This is a genomic window from Chryseobacterium sp. 27AL (assembly GCF_057815395.1).
On record NZ_JBYRIW010000001.1, the window covers coordinates 541,351 to 560,229 of the forward strand.

An 18,879-nucleotide genomic window follows, 5' to 3' on the forward strand; every position below is an offset into this window, starting at 1 on the left:
AAAAAAATGAAAAAACAACAAATATTCTGGTTAATCTTCATTCTGCTTTCAATTGTCTGCGGAATTTTTGCCTTTGATTTTTATTCACAGCACAAGTGGATTAACTGTATTTTATTTTCTTTAGTGAGTTTGGGTTGCGTTGTTATGGCGCAGACTTCGGCTTTGTCTTATGTTCAGAAAACGGAAAAACTGCTGTTGGCAATTCAGAAAAAAGATTTTTCACTTTTTCCGAAAACCGAAGAAAACAGTCTGGTCGATAATGCCGTAAAGCTTTATTACCAAAGCAAAGAAGAACATCTTTCACAATCATCTTACAAGCTTTTATATGAAGAAATTCTGAATCAGCTGGAAATAGGATTGATGATTTTGTCCGAAAAGAGTAATCATTGGGAAGTCTTTTATGTAAATCCTGTTTTTCTCGAAATCCTTCAGATTCCGAAGTACAATTCGTGGAATCTTTATGAAAATAAAACGCCCGATTTTTATAAGATCATCGAACAAACCAGCTATGAAAATTCTCAGGAGTTCTTCGATGTTTCGATTAACGAGAATACAAAACAGTCATTTTCCCTCAGAACGAAGAAAGTTCAGAATGCGAAACATCGTTTTTGTATCATCAGTTTAGAATCGGTTCAGAAAATCATAGAACAGAAAGAAAAACTGGCATGGAACAATCTGATGAAAGTAATTTCGCACGAGCTTCTGAATACTCTTACGCCGGTGAATAGTCTGATTCAGAATTTAGAATATATTGCAAATCAGGAAATTATAGAAAAGGAAGATCAGCAGGATATGAAGGAAAGCCTGATGATTATTAATTCAAAATCTAAGCAGTTATTAAATTTTGTGGATGATTACAGACAAGTTGCAGAACTTCCGAAACCTGTTTTCAAAACAATTTCATTAACCCAGATTGTAGAATCAGCACTTAATTTCCTAAAGCCTGAATTTGAAAAAAATCATATTAAAATCATCAATTCATTGGAAAATAATACGATTTTGGCTGATGAAAAAATGATTGAAAGATGTTTGATAAATCTCTATCTCAATGCAATTTATGCTGTTTCAGAAAATGTGGAAAGAACCATTAAAACAGAAATCAAGACTCAGAACAAACGGATTATTCTGAGTGTGGAAGATAACGGAATCGGAATCCAAAAGGAAATTCAGAATAAGATTTTCCTTCCGTTTTTCACGACGAGAAGCAATGGCTCGGGAATTGGTCTGACGCTTAGCAAAAGTATTATTGAAGCGCATAAAGGTTATTTAAATTACAGGCCTTTGGAACAGGGAAGTCGGTTTGAGATCTGGTTTGTGGAATAGTTATAATTAAGAGATTTTAGTGATGTATTTGTTCGAAGATGTATAAATCGTTGATTTAAAGTAAGGTTATCGTATGAGAGAATATATTGCTACACCAATACCTGCATAAACCACAACGGTAATAATATCAGCGATGGGTTGTGAAAAGCGTTTTTCTGCAATTCTCTCGCTATTGATCTGATTCTTGTGGAATTTCAGAGTTCTTTTAGGATTATGAACTGCATGTGCAACCAGGCTGTCACTTTCCCATTTGTCAACTATTATTTTATACGTCTTGCCATCGGCGTGTATTTTGAAATTTTTGCCGGGTTTAAGTTTCTCCTGAACATTGATGGGAATCGGTGCTTGTTGTGAATTTACATTTTTTGATTCAGCTGCCGTATTTTTCGATTGGGGAGAATTATTATTGGCAAGAGATGTCCCATTTTTAAATTCCTGCTTGCTGTCAGACGCTGTATCTGGCTGTTTTTTAACCTGATAAGTATAGCAGCTGATGAGTGAAAATGAAATGATTATAAGAAGAAAAAATTTTTGCATGGCCTAAATTTAAGAATTAAACGGAATATTCAGCATTTTCTTTTGAAAATTCTATTTAAAATCGATCTGCTATATTTTGAAATCAGGAAAAATTTCTGGTTCCATCAATCGGTAAAACAAATGAGAAAACTGAACCTTCATCTTCGGTGCTTTCAACATCAATATCACCTTTATGAAGTTGAATAATTTCCTTACAAAGATAAAGTCCAATGCCAAAACCCGCGATCGATGCGCTGTGAGTATCTTTTACACGATAATAGCGTTCAAATATCCGTTGCCGATCATTCTGTGAAATTCCTTTCCCTTGATCGTAGACGTTAACTTTTAAACTGTTATTGCCAGTTGTTACATATTCTACAGTGATTACTGTTCCCATCGGAGAATATTTAACGGCATTTCCGATCAGGTTATGGATTACCTGCGATATCTTCTCGCGATCCGCCAGTATCGACAATGGCCCGGATGCCTTAAAAAGAAACTTGTGAGTGTGGATGGTTGAAAGTACTTCATCCTCAATTTCCGAGAATAATGATTGGAAATCAAAAACTGTTTTCTCAATATGCATTTGTCCTGTATCAAAACGAGAGACATTAAGGAAACCATTGATCATACTATTCATATTATCCACCTGCTTTAAAGATTTTTCAAGTGTATTCTGCTGCGTAGGATTTTCTGATTTTGCAGTCATTCTCAGCAGGATCTGAAGATAAGCCTTAAGTGAGGTAAGCGGTGTTTTAAGCTCATGGCTAACCATTCCCATAAAATCATCCTTTCGCTCTTCCTCTTTTTTTTGTTCCGTAATATCTCTTAGCGTGCCATTAAGGCTCAGCGGATTACCCTGCGGATCATAGAAAACTCTTCCATTGGCCTGTAACATCCTGGTCTTCATATCTACACTGTTTTTAATTCGGTATTCTATAAAATAATTTCCGTCAGAATGTTTGCTAAGAGAGTCTGTAATGGCAGAAATTACGCGTTCACGGTCTTCGGGTACAATTACTTCTAGTGCCAAAGACAGATCCAGATCTTCCTCAGAAGAAAGGCCGAACCATTTTTTTAACAGAGCATTTCCGGAAAAGAGGTTGGTGTCGGGTTGGTAATAAAATGTAGCAAGTTTTCCTGCATCAATAGCCAAAGCGAGCATTTGCTGGTCATTTTCATTCTTTCGTCTGTCTAAAACCTGTTGAGTGATCTCCTCAAGGATAATCAGGATACCAGATATTTTGCCATCAGCAGAAAATATAGGCTGGTATATTGAGTTGACAATAGCTTCTCTTAATCCGCCATGATGATACAGCTTTACCAGAAATTCACTGTTAATTTTTGGTTCTCCAGTCTGGAAGACTTCTTTAAGCCACTTATTTACTGGCTGTCCTCGTAACTCAGGGCGCACAGTCTCATGCGGATAACCGATTACTTCTTCTTCGGTACGTCCCCATATCTTAAGTATTGCCGGATTGGCGATTTCAATTATATGATCCGGTCCTTTTAACATCGCAATTCCAACAGGAGCCTGTTCAATGATTGCCCGAACGTGCTCTCTGCTATGGGCAAGCAGCTTTATATAGTCATTGAGTTCTTCGTTGGTGGAGGTCAATTCTTCAAGGGTTGCTGCCATTTCCTCTTTCAGTACCTGTTCCTTTTCTTCTTTCTGCTGTATGCGTTGCAGGAATTCCCGGCGTGAAGTTACCTCAAGCGCAGTATTAAGGATACACCATGTCTTTTTATTTTCATCAAGAAGTGCTCTGTATTCGTAATCGAAATAATCAAGTGTTTCCACTCCGTTCTTTATCAGTTTTGCCGGAGCTTCGGATACAGAATACGTTTTGCCGGAGCGCCAGACTTCCTGTAATAAAGCTAAAAACGGTTGCCCTTCCAATTCAGGAATCGCTTCCATCAGGGGTTTGCCTATTACCGATGCATCTTTGCCCCAAAGCGCCAGCATGCCCGCATTGGCAAAGCGTATGACCATCTCTTCACCTGAATAAATAGAGGTAGGAGCGGGGGAAGCAGCCAGTGCCTGAATGATTAAGTCGGTGCTGAAGCTGTTGTAGGATGAATTTTCTTCGGTAATCATAAATTTAGCAAATATATGCAAAAGCAGTTTCACGCCATCTACACTGCATTCAAAATTTTAAAAATTCTATAACGACTTATCAAAGTAATTTTCAGAAGATAAAAGCAAAATCTAAAATCTATTTGTGAATATTAGCTTTCACAAATATCAGGTACCATAGATAGGGAAGGAATGAATGGTTTTGAAGATTGATAATACTCTTTTTCTTTAGAAGTAAGAGTTGTTATTGGCAATTTTAAATTAGGACGTTGGCCTTTGCTAAAAGATAGGTTTTCTTTTATATCAATCGTAATACATTGTCCATCATCATTATAAGAAAATACACAGGTGGAGCCGTTGGGCATATGGTAGTATTTTTTTGTCTCCCTGTGAATCTCATGTCCCGATAAAATATCAATTGCATGAAAACATATGATCTGTTGATCCATACTGTTAAGTGTTCGGGTCTTTTCCGTTACAATACCTTCATCATACAGGTCAATCTCCTGAATCTGATAAGGCCCTTCGTAAGAAATACGATAGAAAGAAACCTTGCAGTTTTTGTATTCGTTCAAAAGACAGCCAATATTTTCTTCAGTATCCAGATAATGATGTACGTGGCGTATATTTTTGTCCTCAATCAGGTATCTTGTCTTAAGTACGTCTTCTACATATACTTCCCTAAAATATAGTTTTAATGCGTTACTTTGTTCCCTTGATATTTTTTTACCGTAAATATCCTTCAACTGATAAAATTTTCCCATAACTTTAATGTATTAAAGCTCTAATGTAAAATATACTTTTTACGAAAAGTATGATTGAAATCAAGCCTGTTGAAATCGTGACATTCGTTAAAGACCTGTTGCTCATAATATTTAATAAACAAATACTCCAAATACTTCGGAGTATTGATGTTTTAAAAGTTTACCCTTATATCTGCTGGCTTCTTCATTTTTATAGTTACCTTGTTGAGATCATCAGTAATTTCATAATCTGCATCTGTAAATGTTTCATCATCTGTTTTTTCCTGTACCGTGATTTCACCGAATCCTACTTCTTCTTTAGAAATATCAATTACAAAATCTTTGGTTTCCTCATCCTGCGTAAAATGTTCTTTTTTAAAATCGATAAACTGCATAATAGTGTGTATTTGGTTGTGTGGTGTATGCAGCAAATCTTGTGCAAATCATGGTTTTTATCAAGATAAAGTGAAATTAATATTAAACAATTTCCAGAGATCAAGTTTTATCATTTTTAAATAGTTAAATAACAGGTTAAAACATGTATTATAGCCACTGGATGAGTTTACCTGAAAACTTTCTATATTTGAAAATCAGAATAACAATTTAAATTAAATATCTGGCAGATTATGGTCAATGACTATAAAAAATACGAACTATTCGGGAAAACGCTGATGCAGAGAATCGATCTGACGGCACCTTTCAGATATGATTTTCCGGTAGCTGAGCAAGCCTGCTTCATATATGTTTTAAAAGGAGAGCTTCAATATCAGGTAAATCAGGAACAAATAAATATTCCTGCCGATTATTCATTGTTTCAGAATTGTATAAGTTCAGGAAAGAGAATCCATCATTCCAAACAGGAAAAAAATTGTCAGATTGTTATTGTTAATTTCTATCCGGATATTTTAAAGAAGATTTATGACAGGGAATTTCCTACGCTTTTGCAGAAACCGAAGCATTTAATTTCAAATAAATCCAGTGAAAAAATAAACAACGATTTTCTCATTAAAAAATATGTTGAAGGTCTGCTTTTTTATTTTGAAAACCCATCGCTTGTCAATGAAGATATTCTGATCCTTAAGTTAAAGGAAATTATTTTATTGCTGGCTCAGTCACAGAGTGCAGATTCTATTCAATTGATTTTGTCGCAACTTTTTTCTCCCACAACGTACTCTTTTAAACAAATCGTTGAAGCTCATTTATTTTCACAACTCACGATTGAGCAGTTGGCAGAACAAAGTAATTTAAGCGTATCATCTTTCAAAAGAGAATTTGCAAAAATTTACAACGATACACCTGCAAATTATATTAAAAATAAAAAGCTTGAAAGAGCGGCTGAACTGCTTCTGATCTCCAGCGAAAGAATTACCGATATTGCTTTTGATTGCGGGTTTAACGATCTTGCCACATTTACAAAAAGCTTCACCGATAAATTTCATCTTACCCCTACCAATTATCGCATAGAGCATAAAGATAAATAGATACAGGAATTTTTAATCTTGAATTTTACTTAAAGCATTTTTGTATAAAGAATTATGCACTTTTTTAGTAGAATTGAAATGCTTTTTGAACCAAATTCTCAAATATCTGAACCAAATCACAAAACCATTTTTGTATTTCCGTTGCAACTTTGTATCGTTCCTTTCAGGGAGTAATTTCTTGTTAATTTTTTATGAGAAATAACTAAGGAACTAATATAACAGAGTTTTTAGTGAATATTAATTAACAAAAATAAAACAAAAATGGGTTTATCAGGTTTAGGAATTTTTCATACCATTATTGGTATTTCGGCCATTGCAGGAGCAATCATTGGATTTGTGAAATATGGAAAGATCAATCTTGCCACAAGGTCCGGAAAATTATATTTTTATGCAACGCTCGTGACCTCAGTTACAGCATTAGGAATTTCAAAACATGGCGGTTTTAATGCTGGACACGTGTTTTCATTATTCATCATCGTTCTGATTGCTATTGCCTTTTTTCTATTTTCAAATAAAAAGGAAAGTAAAAAAGCCAGGTATTTTGAAAACTTCTTATTATCATTCAGCTTTTTTCTGTCACTTGTACCAACAGTAAATGAAACATTTACAAGAGTTCCTATCGGTCATCCGTTGGCGAAAGATATTAAGGATCCGATTATCGGTCAGACACTTCTGGTGCTGTTCGTCCTTTTCATCGCAGGTTCCATTATTCAATTTGTGAAGCAAAGGAAGATTAACAGAAGAGTTGCATTGCTTCATGCAGAAGAGTAAAATGATTTATAATGGATGTTTGTTGATATTAGCATTAAAGATTCTAACGAATTTGTCTCACTTTTAAGGAGTTTCTGTGTTTTTTTTTGTTTTGATCGGCTACAAATTCAAAATATGACCTTAAATATTGCATTCCGGGCAAAATTTTGACATCGTAAATCTTTAATGTTTAACAAATTGAAAATCAACACTTCGTATGATATTTTTGTTTTAACGAATATCGTAAAAATAACAGTATCTTATGTGTTTTTACTATTGATGTAAGGAATTTTTTACGAAAAATACAATATTAGTCTCTACATTTGTATCGTTCAAAACAAAAACAGATGAATAACACAATCATTATTATTGTCATTCTTGTCATTATCGGATTTCCGGTGGTGAGTGGTGGCTTGTGATAATTTTTGAATTGAAATACGACAGACCATTCTCATCACGGGAATGGTTTTTTATTTAATAGATAAACAATTAATCAATAATAAAACCAATACAGAATGTATTACAATGATGACAGCGTTCTCTTCTTTGATGGGGAATATGTGAAAGCAAAAGAAGCCAAGACCGACTTGTACGGTCAATCGTTACACTACGGATATGCTGTTTTCGAGGGGATCAAATCTTACAAAACAGCTAATGGGACTAAAATTTTCAAAGCAGAAGAACATTACGACAGACTTAGAAAATCTGCCGAAACAATGATGATGCCTTTCGATTATTCCACAGAAGAAATGGTAGAGGCAACTTATAAACTGCTTGAAATTAATAATCTAAGCAATGCATACATTCGTCCATTGGTCATTTGTTCTCCAAATATGGCCTTGTCAAAAGGACAAAAAAGTTATCTGGTAATTGAAGCCTGGAATTGGGATAACGGTTATCTCGCCAACAAAATGAGAGTTATGACGTCTTCATTTGAACGCCCGAATCCAAAAGCTTTCAAGGTCGAAGCAAAAGTCAGCGGTCATTATGTGAATTCGATTTTAGCTTGTCAGGAAGCTAAGGATAAAGGTTTTGATGAAGCTTTGGTTCTGGATGCTGAAGGCAATGTAGCAGAAAGCTCCGGCGCCAATATCTTCTTTGAAAAAGATGGGAAACTTTTCACACCGGCAAAAGGAAGCATACTTCCTGGAATTACCAGAGCGACAGTTTTTGAAATCTGTGATAATCTGGGAATCCCTTATGAAGAAAAATTCTTCAAACCGGAAGAAATGCAAGGTGCAGATGCAGGTTTTTTCTGCGGAACCGCGGCCGAAATCGTAGCCTTGGATTCTCTTGATAACATTCCTTTCAAACTGAATTGGGAAGACAGTTTAGCATTTAAAATTCAGACGGCTTATCGTCATCTTGTATTAGAAGAGGATTATTTATACCTAAAAAGCGAGAATTTAATTTTAGAATAAAATCATAAAGTCCCAAAGGGACGGCCTATTACAGGATAGGATGAAGTCCTATCATCCAAAAAAATAAAATATGTCAGAAAATTTAAATAAATATTCCAAAACACTCACAAAAGACCCTACCCAGCCTGCAACCCAGGCGATGTTTTATGGGATTGGTTTTCAAAAAGAGGATTTCGACAAAGCACAGATTGGAATTGCAAGTATGGGTTATGACGGAAATACCTGTAATATGCACCTCAATAGTTTGGCTGAGATTATAAAAAAAGGAGTGAAAGAACAAAATCTTGTTGGATTAATGTTCCACACCATCGGAATCAGCGACGGAATGACCAACGGAACCGACGGAATGCGATATTCTCTCGTAAGTCGTGACATCATTGCAGATTCCATCGAAACGGTTTGTGCCGGACAATATTACGACGGATTGATTACCGTTCCCGGTTGCGACAAAAATATGCCGGGCTCCCTTATAGCAATGGCGCGCCTTGACCGTCCTTCTATAATGGTTTATGGCGGAAGTATTGCCCCAGGACATTACAAAGGCGAAGATTTGAACATCGTTTCCGCTTTCGAAGCGTTGGGAAATAAAATCGCAGGTAAAATTTCCGAAGAAGATTTTCAGGGTGTGATTCAGAATTCCTGCCCAAGTGCAGGAGCTTGTGGAGGAATGTACACCGCCAATACAATGGCTTCCGCAATCGAAGCGTTGGGAATGAGTTTGCCTTATTCCTCGTCTTATCCGGCTCTCAGTCGTGAAAAAAAAGAAGAATGCCAGTTTGCCGGGCATTACATTAAAATTCTTTTAGAAAAAGACATTAAACCATCGGACATCATGACGCCAAAAGCTTTCGAAAATGCTTTGAGGCTGATTATGATTCTGGGTGGAAGTACCAATGCGGTTCTCCATTTTATAGCCATTGCAAAATCCATCGGATATGATTTGACTTTAGATGATTTCCAGAGAATCAGCGACGAAACACCATTTTTAGCCGACCTTAAGCCAAGTGGTAAATATTTGATGGAAGACCTTCACAAAGTAGGCGGAGTTCCAGCCGTGATGAAATATCTATTGGATTTAAGCTTGCTTCACGGTGATTGTTTGACGGTTACGGGAAGAACCATTGCGGAAAATCTGGAACACGTCACTTCAATTATCGACAGACAGCAAAACATCATTCACGATATCAAAAATCCAATCAAAGAAACCGGACACATCAGAATTATGTACGGAAATCTTGCCGAGAAAGGCTCTGTTGCAAAAATCACAGGAAAAGAAGGCGCTTATTTCAAAGGAACGGCGATTGTTTTTGACGGTGAAAAAGAATTCATCAAAGGTATCGAAGATAAAAAAATTAAGGAAGGAAACGTCGTGGTAATCAAAAATGAAGGCCCAAAAGGCGCACCCGGAATGCCGGAAATGCTGAAACCGACTTCCGCTTTGATGGGCTCTGGCTTAGGTAAAAATGTCGCATTGATTACCGACGGAAGATTTTCTGGAGGAACGCACGGTTTCGTTGTTGGTCATATCACGCCGGAAGCTTTTGCCGGAGGATTGATTGGTTTAATTAAAGATGGAGATGTGATTGAATTGGATGCCGAAAAAAATACCATCAACGCATTGCTGTCAGACGATGAAATCGCCAAAAGAAAGGCCGGATTCCAACAACCTGAATACAAAGTGAAGAGCGGGGTGTTATACAAATACGCCAAATCTGTAGCAGATGCCTCACAAGGCTGTGTCACCGATTTGTAAAACGATAATGAGTAAGATATTATTTTGGGCAGCTATTTCCGTCTTCCACTCCCGCTTTTTTGCGAACAAAATAAGCAATCCGTTGAACTTTTGGTCATCGCAAAAAGAGCTCCGTTCAAGCCGGGCTGCAATCGTATGACATACCAAAATAATGTTTCAAGAATAATCCGGAGGATTCAATATGAATAGCTGTAGGTGTAACCTATGTGAAAAAAATCAAAATCAGCAACGAATCCGAAGGATTCAATATCAGTAGCCGTAGGTAAAACCTATGGAACAAGTCAACCAAATCAGAATCCGGAGGATTCAATATGAATAGCCGTAGGTGTAACCTATGTAAAAAAGAATCAAAATCAGCAACGAATCCGAAGGATTCAATATCAGTAGCCGTAGGTAAAACCTATGGAACAAGTCAACCAAATCAGAATCCGGAGGATTCAATATGAATAGCAGTAGATAAAACCTATGGGATGAATATAAACCCAACAAATCAGAACCCGAAGGGTTCAATTTTAAACTGAAAAATATTAAAAATGAATAATACCATTTCACAAATAGAAAATATAGAATTAGAACAGCCAAAATCGGTAGAAATACCTGGTTCCAAGGCTGTTTTAGAAGCTCTGTTGCAGGAAAATGTACATACAGTTTTCGGTTATCCCGGTGGCGCAATTATGCCGATTTATGATGCTTTGTACGATTATTCCGAAAAGCTGAAACACATTTTGGTTCGCCACGAGCAAGGCGCCATTCACGCTGCACAGGGATTTGCAAGAACTTCCGGAAAAACGGGCGTTGTATTTGCAACCAGTGGTCCGGGAGCAACCAATCTGGTGACAGGTCTAGCCGATGCGATGATAGACAGCAATCCGATTGTCTGTATCACAGGTCAGGTTTTTGCCTCACTTTTGGGAACGGATGCTTTCCAGGAAACCGATGTCATCAATATCACAACGCCGGTTACAAAATGGAATTATCAGGTAACCGATGCAACCGAAATCCCGGAAGCGATTGCGAAAGCTTTTCATATCGCAGGTACGGGTCGTCCCGGTCCGGTTTTAATTGATATTACCAAAAATGCCCAGTTGCAATTATTCGAATATTCGGGGTATGAAAAATGCAATCATATCAGAAGTTACCGCCCGGAGCCGGAAATCAGAAATGAATATATCGAACAGGCCGCAGAATTGATTAATCAGGCGAAAAAGCCATTTGTTTTGTTTGGACAAGGGGTGATTTTGGGAAAAGCCGAAGAAGAATTCAAAGCTTTTATTGAGAAAGTTAATCTTCCTGCAGCAGCAACTGTAATGGGATTGAGTGCGCTTCCAACAAGCCACAAGCTACACGTCGGAATGCTGGGAATGCACGGCAATTATGCACCCAATGTAATGACCAACGAATGTGATGTTCTGATTGCGGTCGGAATGCGTTTCGATGACAGGGTTACGGGTCGTTTGGATAAATATGCAAAACAGGCAAAAATCATTCATCTTGATATTGACCCGGCCGAAATTGATAAAAATGTGAAGACCACCGTTCCGGTTTGGGGAAATTGTAAAAAGACGCTTCCGATGTTGACGGCGCTTCTCAAAGAAAACGACCATTCAGCTTGGTTGGAAAAATTCCGTGAGTTGGAAAAAGAAGAAATCAAAGAGGTCATTCAAAATGAACTGAATCCCACAACCGATGTAATGACAATGGGAGAAGTCATCAAAGTTCTGAATGAGCTGACTAATGGCGATGCCATTATAACGACCGATGTTGGTCAGCATCAGATGGTGGCGTGTCGATATGCTCAATTCAATAATTCTAAATCCAGCGTAACCTCAGGCGGATTGGGAACAATGGGATTTGGTTTGCCGTCTGCAATCGGCGCTTGGTATGGCGCACCAGAAAAAACGGTAGTCGCCATCATTGGCGATGGCGGATTCCAGATGACATTACAGGAATTAGGAACCATTATGCAGTTCGGAGCGAAGGTCAAAATCCTGATTCTAAACAATGAATTCCTTGGAATGGTAAGACAATGGCAACAGCTGTTCCACGACAGGCGTTACTCTTTTGTAAATATCACGAGCCCTGATTTTGTTGCCGTTGCAAAAGGCTATTACATCGACGGACAAAAAATATCAGAGCGAAAAGACCTCAAAACAGCTTTGGAAACAATGCTCAATCACGATGGTGCTTATCTTTTGGAAGTAATGGTGGGAAAAGAAAATAACGTTTTTCCAATGGTAGCCCAAGGAACCTCGGTTTCAGAAATTCGTTTAAAATAAATTTTCAACAAGGTCCTGAAAGGACGATTTAATAAAGAATAGGATGAAAATCCTATCAAAACCCGAAGGGTTTAATATGAATAGCCGTAGGTGGAACCTATGGCATAAAAAATTAACATCCACCGAACCCGAAGGGTTCAATATCATTCCAATAACGGGAATTTTGAAAACAAAACAATGGAAAAACAAGAATTTACCATCACATTATACACCGAAAATTCTGTTGGATTAATTGGCAGAATTTCAGGGATTTTCTCACGAAGAAAAATCAATATCGAGAGTCTTAATACATCTCCTTCCGAGGTGGAAGGCATTCACAGATTCACGATTCTCATTAATGAAACCGAAGAAGTCGTAAGAAAACTCTGCCGTCAGCTGGAAAAGCAAATCGACATTCTGAAAGCTTATTTCAATACAGATGATGAGATTGTCTGGCAGGAACAGGCACTTTACAAAGTCCCTGCAAATGTGGTGACAGAAAAGGTCTATGTAGAACGATTGCTTCGTCAGTATGGCGCATCTACAGTTGTGATTCGTCAGGATTACATCGTTTTTGAAACGGCAGGACATCGGGAAGAAATCGACCGGTTAACTGAAGAGCTCAACAAATACGGACTCATCGAATTCGTGCGTGGAGCAAGAATCGCAATCATCAAAAACAGCGCAGGAATCCACGAAAAAGTCCTCGAGTTCGAAAAAAGAGAACCATCTCCCGAACTTATTGAAAACGAATATCTTGATAAAAGAGACGATGTTTTCACAATGTAAATAAACAATCAAACTTTGTTTAGCTTAAGCGCCTTTGTGAACTTAAAAACATTGAATTGTTGAAAAACCTTTGTGCGCTTTGTGTTTAATTTTCAATAAATATTCAAAACAGAATTTAAAAATCAAAAAAATATTAATCCTAAAAAGTAGTTACGGTAATCTTTTTACTTGATACTTTTTACTTTTTACTTAAAAATATGGCAAATTATTTCAATACCTTATCACTCAGAGACCAGTTGCATCAGTTAGGACAGGCAGAATTTATGGACAGTTCAGAGTTTTCTGATGGCGTTTCTGCATTGAAAGGAAAGAAAATCGTAGTGGTTGGCTGCGGCGCTCAGGGGCTGAATCAAGGTCTGAATCTCAGAGACAGCGGACTGGACGTTTCTTACGCATTGCGTCAGGAAGCTATCGACCAAAAGAGAGATTCGTGGAAAAACGCAACCGAAAATAATTTCAAAATCGGAACTTACGAAGAACTGATTCCCACTGCGGATTTGGTCATCAATTTAACGCCTGACAAGCAACACACTTCGGTAATCAATGCAGTTCAGCCTTTGATGAAACAGGGTGCGACTTTGTCCTATTCACACGGGTTCAATATCGTGGAAGAAGGAATGCAGATTCGTAAAGATTTAACCGTTATTATGGTCGCTCCAAAATGCCCGGGTTCCGAAGTTCGTGCCGAATATCTGCGAGGTTTCGGTGTTCCGACGCTGATTGCCGTTCATCCTGAAAATGACCCTCAGGGAAAAGGCTGGGCAGAAGCAAAAGCATATTGTGTAGGAACAGGCGGTCACAAAGCCGGTGTCTTGAAATCCTCTTTCGTTGCCGAAGTGAAGTCCGATTTGATGGGAGAACAGACGATTTTGTGCGGACTTTTGCAGACAGGTTCTATTCTTTCGTTTGACAAAATGGTCGAAAAAGGAATTGATGCAGGTTACGCTTCCAAATTGGTTCAATACGGTGTTGAGGTCATTACAGAAGCCTTGAAACACGGCGGTGTAAGCGGAATGCTGGACAGACTTTCGAACCCAGCGAAACTAAAAGCCTTTGAATTGTCAGAAAAACTGAAAGACATTATGCGTCCGCTTTTCCAAAAGCACCAGGACGATATCATCTCCGGCGAATTCTCCAAAACAATGATGGAAGACTGGGCAAACGGCGATGCCAACCTTTTGAAATGGCGTGCAGAAACAGGAGAAACAGCTTTTGAAAAAACACCGGCAGGCGATGTGAAAATCGAGGAACAGGAATATTTCGACAATTATCTTTTGATGTCGGCCTTCATCAGAGCGGGTGTTGAATTAGCGTTTGAAACGATGGTTGAAGCCGGAATCAAGCCGGAATCCGCTTATTACGAATCGCTTCACGAAACCCCTTTGATTGCCAATACCATCGCACGAAAAAAACTGTTCGAGATGAATCGTGTGATTTCCGACACTGCAGAATACGGCTGTTACCTGTTCGACCAGGCTTGCAAACCTTTGTTGGCAGATTTTATGAAGTCGGTGGATACAGATTTGGTTGGAAAAAACTTCAACGAAGGCAAAAAAACTTCGGTTGACAACGCACAATTGGTTTATGTGAACGATGTTTTGAGAAATCATCCGGTAGAAATTGTCGGCAGAAAACTGCGTCAGGCAATGACGGCGATGAAGTCTATCAAAACAGTTTAAAATATTTATTTGGGCGCCTTTATCCGTCTTCCACTCCCGCTTTTTTCTGTCATTGCGAACAAAGTGAAGCAATCTGTTGAACTATTGGTCAATCGCAACGACAGAAAAAGAGCTCCGTTCAAGCCGGGGCGCGTTAAAACCAACAGCATTTTTGTCATTTCGTAGAAATCGGAATGATTTCGCCTGAGTTGCATTGGTATTTCGATATGAATGCGAATGTCGGACAAACCGTTGCTTCCGGTTTTTTTGATTCGATGTCGTTGTTTCGGAAGCTGAGTTTTGTCCAGCAACAACAATTGGAATTACCAAAAAAACTCAGTCACAAACTCGTTCTGGAAAACGGAAAAGTCAAAATTAATAGTTTGTTTGGATTGTTAAACATTAAGGAATTAAGAACTTAATATTCTTAAATTAAATTGATTTATCAATTTCTTAAAAGCAAATCGTCGAAAATAAAAGATAAATCTAAACTTCTTAATGTTTCAAAAAAATTAGAATAAACAAGTTTATTTTAATTAAGAATATTAAGTAAAACAATCATTAAAAACAAAATCAAAGAATCTGTAATTATAAATGAAGATGAATGAAACGATGATATTTCCAACATTGGAAGCGGTAAAAGAAGCCCGAAAAAGTATAGAAAATGTGGTGAATTACACACCATTGCAATACAATGCCCGCTTGTCAGAAAAATTTAGCGCAAATATTTTTCTCAAAAGAGAAGACCTGCAACCTGTGAGGTCATATAAATTGCGCGGGGCTTACAATAAAATCAAAAGTCTTTACAATAAAGGCAAAACCGTGGACGGAATAGTTTGTGCCAGCGCCGGAAATCACGCTCAGGGGGTGGCTTTTTCATGTAAAAAGCTTCAGATTAAAGGAACGATTTTTATGCCCGTGACAACTCCGAAACAAAAGCTGGAACAGGTAGAAATGTTCGGCGGAAATTTTGCCGAAATCAAATTGGTCGGCGATACTTTCGATGCTTCAAAAAATGCAGCCTTGGAATTTGCGCAAACTTCAGGAGCAGCTTTTATCCATCCTTTTGATGATGTTCAGATCATTGAAGGACAGGCGACGTTGGCTTTGGAAATTTTAGAACAGACAAAAGAAAATATTGATTTTGTTTTCATTCCGATTGGCGGTGGCGGTTTGGCTTCGGGAATTTCTATTGTTTTTAAAGAATTGTCGAAAGAAACACAGTTGATTGGAGTTGAACCAAAAGGAGCACCTTCTATGAGAACTTCCATCGATAATAATCTTAATACCGAACTTTCAGAAGTTGATGGTTTTGTAGATGGAGCAGCAGTAAAAAGAGTAGGGGATTTGACTTTTGAGATTTGCAGAAATGCGCTTGCAGATTGCATTTCTGTGGATGAAGGGAAGATTTGTGATACGATTCTTCAACTCTATAACAAAGATGCAATTGTTTTGGAACCGGCCGGAGCGTTGTCTATATCAGCTTTAGAAAAATATCGCAATCAGATTAAAGGTAAAAATGTGGTTTGCATCGTCAGCGGAAGCAACAACGATATTACAAGAATGGAAGAAATCAAAGAACGCGCTTTGCTTTACAATGGTTTGAAGCATTATTTTATGGTCAAATTCCCACAGCGTCCCGGTTCTCTGAAAGACTTTGTGCTGAACGTTCTAGGTCCGGATGACGATATCACCCATTTTGAATATACCAAGAAAAATTCAAGAGAAGCTGCGTTGGCAATTGTCGGAATCGAGCTTTCCACCATTTCTGATTTTAATGGTTTAAAACAGAGAATGCAAAACCTTGGTTATTTTGAATCTTATCTTAATGATAATCCTGACGTGCTGAATATGCTTGTTTGAATGTAATTGTTGATTTTTGTAAGAATTTGTTTTGATTTTGTTAACCCAGGATTTTTATAGCGTTCTACAATATAACATTCGCTTGTATTGGTAGATAGTTCCTTCACAGTTACTAAATCAAAATAAAGAAATATCTTTTACGGAGATTTAAGTTAAACTAAAAAAGATCATTATTTTTATACTGAATTAAAATGTCAAGATGGATAATGATTTCGTTTATTTAGATTACAATGCAACAACTCCTGTCGATCCAAGAGTCCTCAATGAAATGTTACCTTATTTCAATCAATTATATGCAAATTCAGGAAGTGCTCATCTTTTCGGGCTTACTGTAAAAGAGTCGGTTGAAAATGCAGCAGAAGAAGTTGCAGAACTTATCTGTGCAGATTCTAAAGAAATTATTTTCACATCGGGCGCAACAGAATCTGTAAATCTAGCATTAAAAGGATTTAAGGCAGATAAAAATAAAAACCACATTATTACAGTTACCACAGAGCATAAAGCTGTTTTAGACACCTGCGCCCAACTTGAAAAAGACGGATTTAAGCTTGATTATCTTAATGTTGATCATCTTGGAAATATCAATCTTTCTGAGTTGGAATCCCTGATCAATGAAAGAACTTTGATGGTTTGTATCATGTTCGTTAATAATGAAACAGGAGTCATTCACCCAATAAAAGAAATCGCCGAAATTGCGCATCGAAACGGCTGTTATTTTTTTTGTGATGCAACACAGGCTGCAGGAAAAATCCCGGTTAATGTAAAAGCATTACATATTGACCTGATGGCTTTTTCAGCACATAAATTTTACGGGCCGAAAGGAGTAGGGGCACTTTATATTTCTTCTGACATTAAAAATAAGATACAGCCACAAATTCAGGGCGGTGGGCAACAGAATAATCTGAGAAGCGGTACTTTAAATGTTCCGGGAATTGTCGGGATGGGAAAAGCGGCTCAGATCGCAGTTGAGGAAATGGAAATAGATGCTCAAAAAGTTAAAAAATTAAGAGATCAACTTGAAAACGAACTGCTAAAAATTCCTCAAACATCTATTAACGGAGATCATTCAGCAAGAATTTTCAATACCACAAATATCTGCTTTGAAGGGATCAATTCCGAAGAATTAATTCTTTCTTTAGGAAATATCTGTGTTTCAAGTGGTTCTGCCTGCAATGCAGTCACTACTAACCCCTCTCACGTTCTTCAGGCAATGGGAATGAGAGATCACGATGCGTTGTCTTCAATACGATTCAGCATAGGGAAATACACCACACTTCCAGAGATTGAACTAGCCGTGGAAAAAATACAGAAAGCAGTACTTCATCTTAGAAATGAAAACTAATGACCATCACCTTTTTTTACCGAAAATACATGTAAAACCTGCGGAAACAGAGCCTGGAAATATTCCTTTACAGCACCAGCAGATCCTGGGAAGGTTAAAATCAGCATATCATCAGAAAAGCCTGCTATTCCTCTGGAAAGCATGGAGGTTTTCACCCGATCCTGCCCATAGTTTCTTGCCGTTTCCATAATTCCCGGAATTTCTTTCGTAATAAATGGTAAAACCGCTTCCGGAGTAACATCCCGATCGGAAAGTCCTGTTCCGCCCGTAAAAATAAGAAGATTACAGCCTTTATTTTTTAAAAGTTCTATCTTTTCCTTAATCGCAGAAATATCATCGGGAACAACTGAATAATCAACGTCAGCGATTCCCTGATTTTTAAGAGATTTAACCAAAAATTTTCCGGAAGTATCATTTTTAAGTCCCTGAGAAACAGAATCACTGCACACCACTACCGCTGCTGTAAGATTTTCAGCTTCTATATTTTTCTGATTGCTTTTTCCGCCCTGCTTTTCCAAAAGCCTGATGTTGGAGATTTCTACGTTTTTATCAATAGGCTTCAGCATATCATAGATCACCAAAGCGGCTACGGAAGCTCCATGCATGGCTTCGACCTCTACACCGGTCTTGTAGATGGTATGAACCTCAACAGTGATGTTAATATGTAAACCGCTCATTTCATAATTAATGGCAGCATATTCTACAGGCAAAGGATGGCAATCCGGAATCACATCGCTGGTTTTCTTGATCGCCAATAAAGCGGAAGCTCTTGCAAACTCCAGAACATTACCTTTCGGAACTGTTCCGTTTTGAACAGCTTCTACAGTTGAAATGTCTGAAGTTTTAATGGTTGCCGCTGCAATTGCTTTTCGCAGCGTAAAAGTTTTAAAAGTAATATCTACCATGGT

The 18,879-nt window shown here is 37.8% G+C and carries 15 protein-coding genes; 10 read left to right on the top strand and 5 right to left on the bottom strand.

From position 1 onward, the window contains the following. Positions 1-6: 6 nt before the first annotated feature. Positions 7-1,323, top strand: a complete 1,317-nt coding sequence (locus tag AC3WV0_RS02290) for a sensor histidine kinase (protein WP_488843627.1) — start codon at positions 7-9, stop codon at positions 1,321-1,323. A gap of 66 nt (positions 1,324-1,389) precedes the next feature. Here AC3WV0_RS02290 and AC3WV0_RS02295 read toward each other — a convergent pair whose 3' ends face one another. The 4 genes from AC3WV0_RS02295 to AC3WV0_RS02310 form a co-directional block, all read right to left on the bottom strand. Further along, the gene (locus AC3WV0_RS02295; protein ID WP_488843629.1) at positions 1,390-1,860 is read right to left on the bottom strand and encodes a hypothetical protein; all 471 of its coding nucleotides are present in this window, start codon (positions 1,858-1,860) and stop codon (positions 1,390-1,392) included. 82 nt (positions 1,861-1,942) lie between these two features. Next, positions 1,943-3,937 carry a PAS domain-containing sensor histidine kinase gene (locus tag AC3WV0_RS02300; protein ID WP_488843631.1) on the bottom strand — a complete coding sequence of 665 codons (1,995 nt, stop codon included), beginning with the start codon at positions 3,935-3,937 and terminating at the stop codon, positions 1,943-1,945. Between the two features lie 131 nt (positions 3,938-4,068). Continuing rightward, complete coding sequence (locus AC3WV0_RS02305; RefSeq protein ID WP_488843633.1) at positions 4,069-4,680, bottom strand: hypothetical protein; 612 nt, start codon at positions 4,678-4,680, stop codon at positions 4,069-4,071. A 152-nt stretch (positions 4,681-4,832) separates the two neighbouring features. After that, positions 4,833-5,054 carry a hypothetical protein gene (locus tag AC3WV0_RS02310; RefSeq protein ID WP_488843635.1) on the bottom strand — a complete coding sequence of 74 codons (222 nt, stop codon included), beginning with the start codon at positions 5,052-5,054 and terminating at the stop codon, positions 4,833-4,835. Between the two features lie 231 nt (positions 5,055-5,285). Here AC3WV0_RS02310 and AC3WV0_RS02315 point away from each other — a divergent pair, with 231 nt between their 5' ends. The 9 genes from AC3WV0_RS02315 (at position 5,286) to AC3WV0_RS02355 (ending at position 17,971) form a co-directional block, all read left to right on the top strand. Next, positions 5,286-6,140 (top strand): AraC family transcriptional regulator, encoded by an 855-nt coding sequence (locus tag AC3WV0_RS02315; RefSeq protein WP_488843637.1) that lies wholly within the window; start codon positions 5,286-5,288, stop codon positions 6,138-6,140. Positions 6,141-6,401: 261 nt separating this feature from the next. Continuing rightward, positions 6,402-6,911, top strand: coding sequence for a hypothetical protein (locus AC3WV0_RS02320; RefSeq protein ID WP_488843639.1), 510 nt, complete (start codon positions 6,402-6,404; stop codon positions 6,909-6,911). 494 nt (positions 6,912-7,405) lie between these two features. Beyond that, positions 7,406-8,311 carry a branched-chain amino acid transaminase gene (locus tag AC3WV0_RS02325; RefSeq protein WP_488843641.1) on the top strand — a complete coding sequence of 302 codons (906 nt, stop codon included), beginning with the start codon at positions 7,406-7,408 and terminating at the stop codon, positions 8,309-8,311. Positions 8,312-8,381: 70 nt separating this feature from the next. After that, positions 8,382-10,064, top strand: a complete 1,683-nt coding sequence (ilvD, locus tag AC3WV0_RS02330) for a dihydroxy-acid dehydratase (protein WP_488843643.1) — start codon at positions 8,382-8,384, stop codon at positions 10,062-10,064. Positions 10,065-10,597: 533 nt separating this feature from the next. Then, entirely contained in the window at positions 10,598-12,340 is a 1,743-nt protein-coding gene (ilvB, locus tag AC3WV0_RS02335; protein WP_488843645.1) for a biosynthetic-type acetolactate synthase large subunit, read from the top strand. Positions 12,341-12,517: 177 nt separating this feature from the next. After that, on the top strand, positions 12,518-13,108 hold the full coding sequence (ilvN, locus tag AC3WV0_RS02340) for an acetolactate synthase small subunit (protein ID WP_027384999.1): 591 nt from the start codon (positions 12,518-12,520) through the stop codon (positions 13,106-13,108). A gap of 197 nt (positions 13,109-13,305) precedes the next feature. Further along, positions 13,306-14,787, top strand: a complete 1,482-nt coding sequence (gene ilvC / locus AC3WV0_RS02345) for a ketol-acid reductoisomerase (protein ID WP_488843647.1) — start codon at positions 13,306-13,308, stop codon at positions 14,785-14,787. 573 nt (positions 14,788-15,360) lie between these two features. Continuing rightward, positions 15,361-16,629 carry a threonine ammonia-lyase IlvA gene (ilvA, locus tag AC3WV0_RS02350; RefSeq protein ID WP_488843649.1) on the top strand — a complete coding sequence of 423 codons (1,269 nt, stop codon included), beginning with the start codon at positions 15,361-15,363 and terminating at the stop codon, positions 16,627-16,629. A 199-nt stretch (positions 16,630-16,828) separates the two neighbouring features. After that, positions 16,829-17,971 carry a cysteine desulfurase family protein gene (locus tag AC3WV0_RS02355; protein WP_488843651.1) on the top strand — a complete coding sequence of 381 codons (1,143 nt, stop codon included), beginning with the start codon at positions 16,829-16,831 and terminating at the stop codon, positions 17,969-17,971. On the opposite strand, the gene moaCB is transcribed toward AC3WV0_RS02355, so the two are convergent. Next, entirely contained in the window at positions 17,968-18,876 is a 909-nt protein-coding gene (moaCB, locus tag AC3WV0_RS02360) for a bifunctional molybdenum cofactor biosynthesis protein MoaC/MoaB (RefSeq protein WP_488843653.1), read from the bottom strand. The two genes, AC3WV0_RS02355 and moaCB, sit on opposite strands and share 4 nt — an antisense overlap. Positions 18,877-18,879 lie beyond the last annotated feature (3 nt).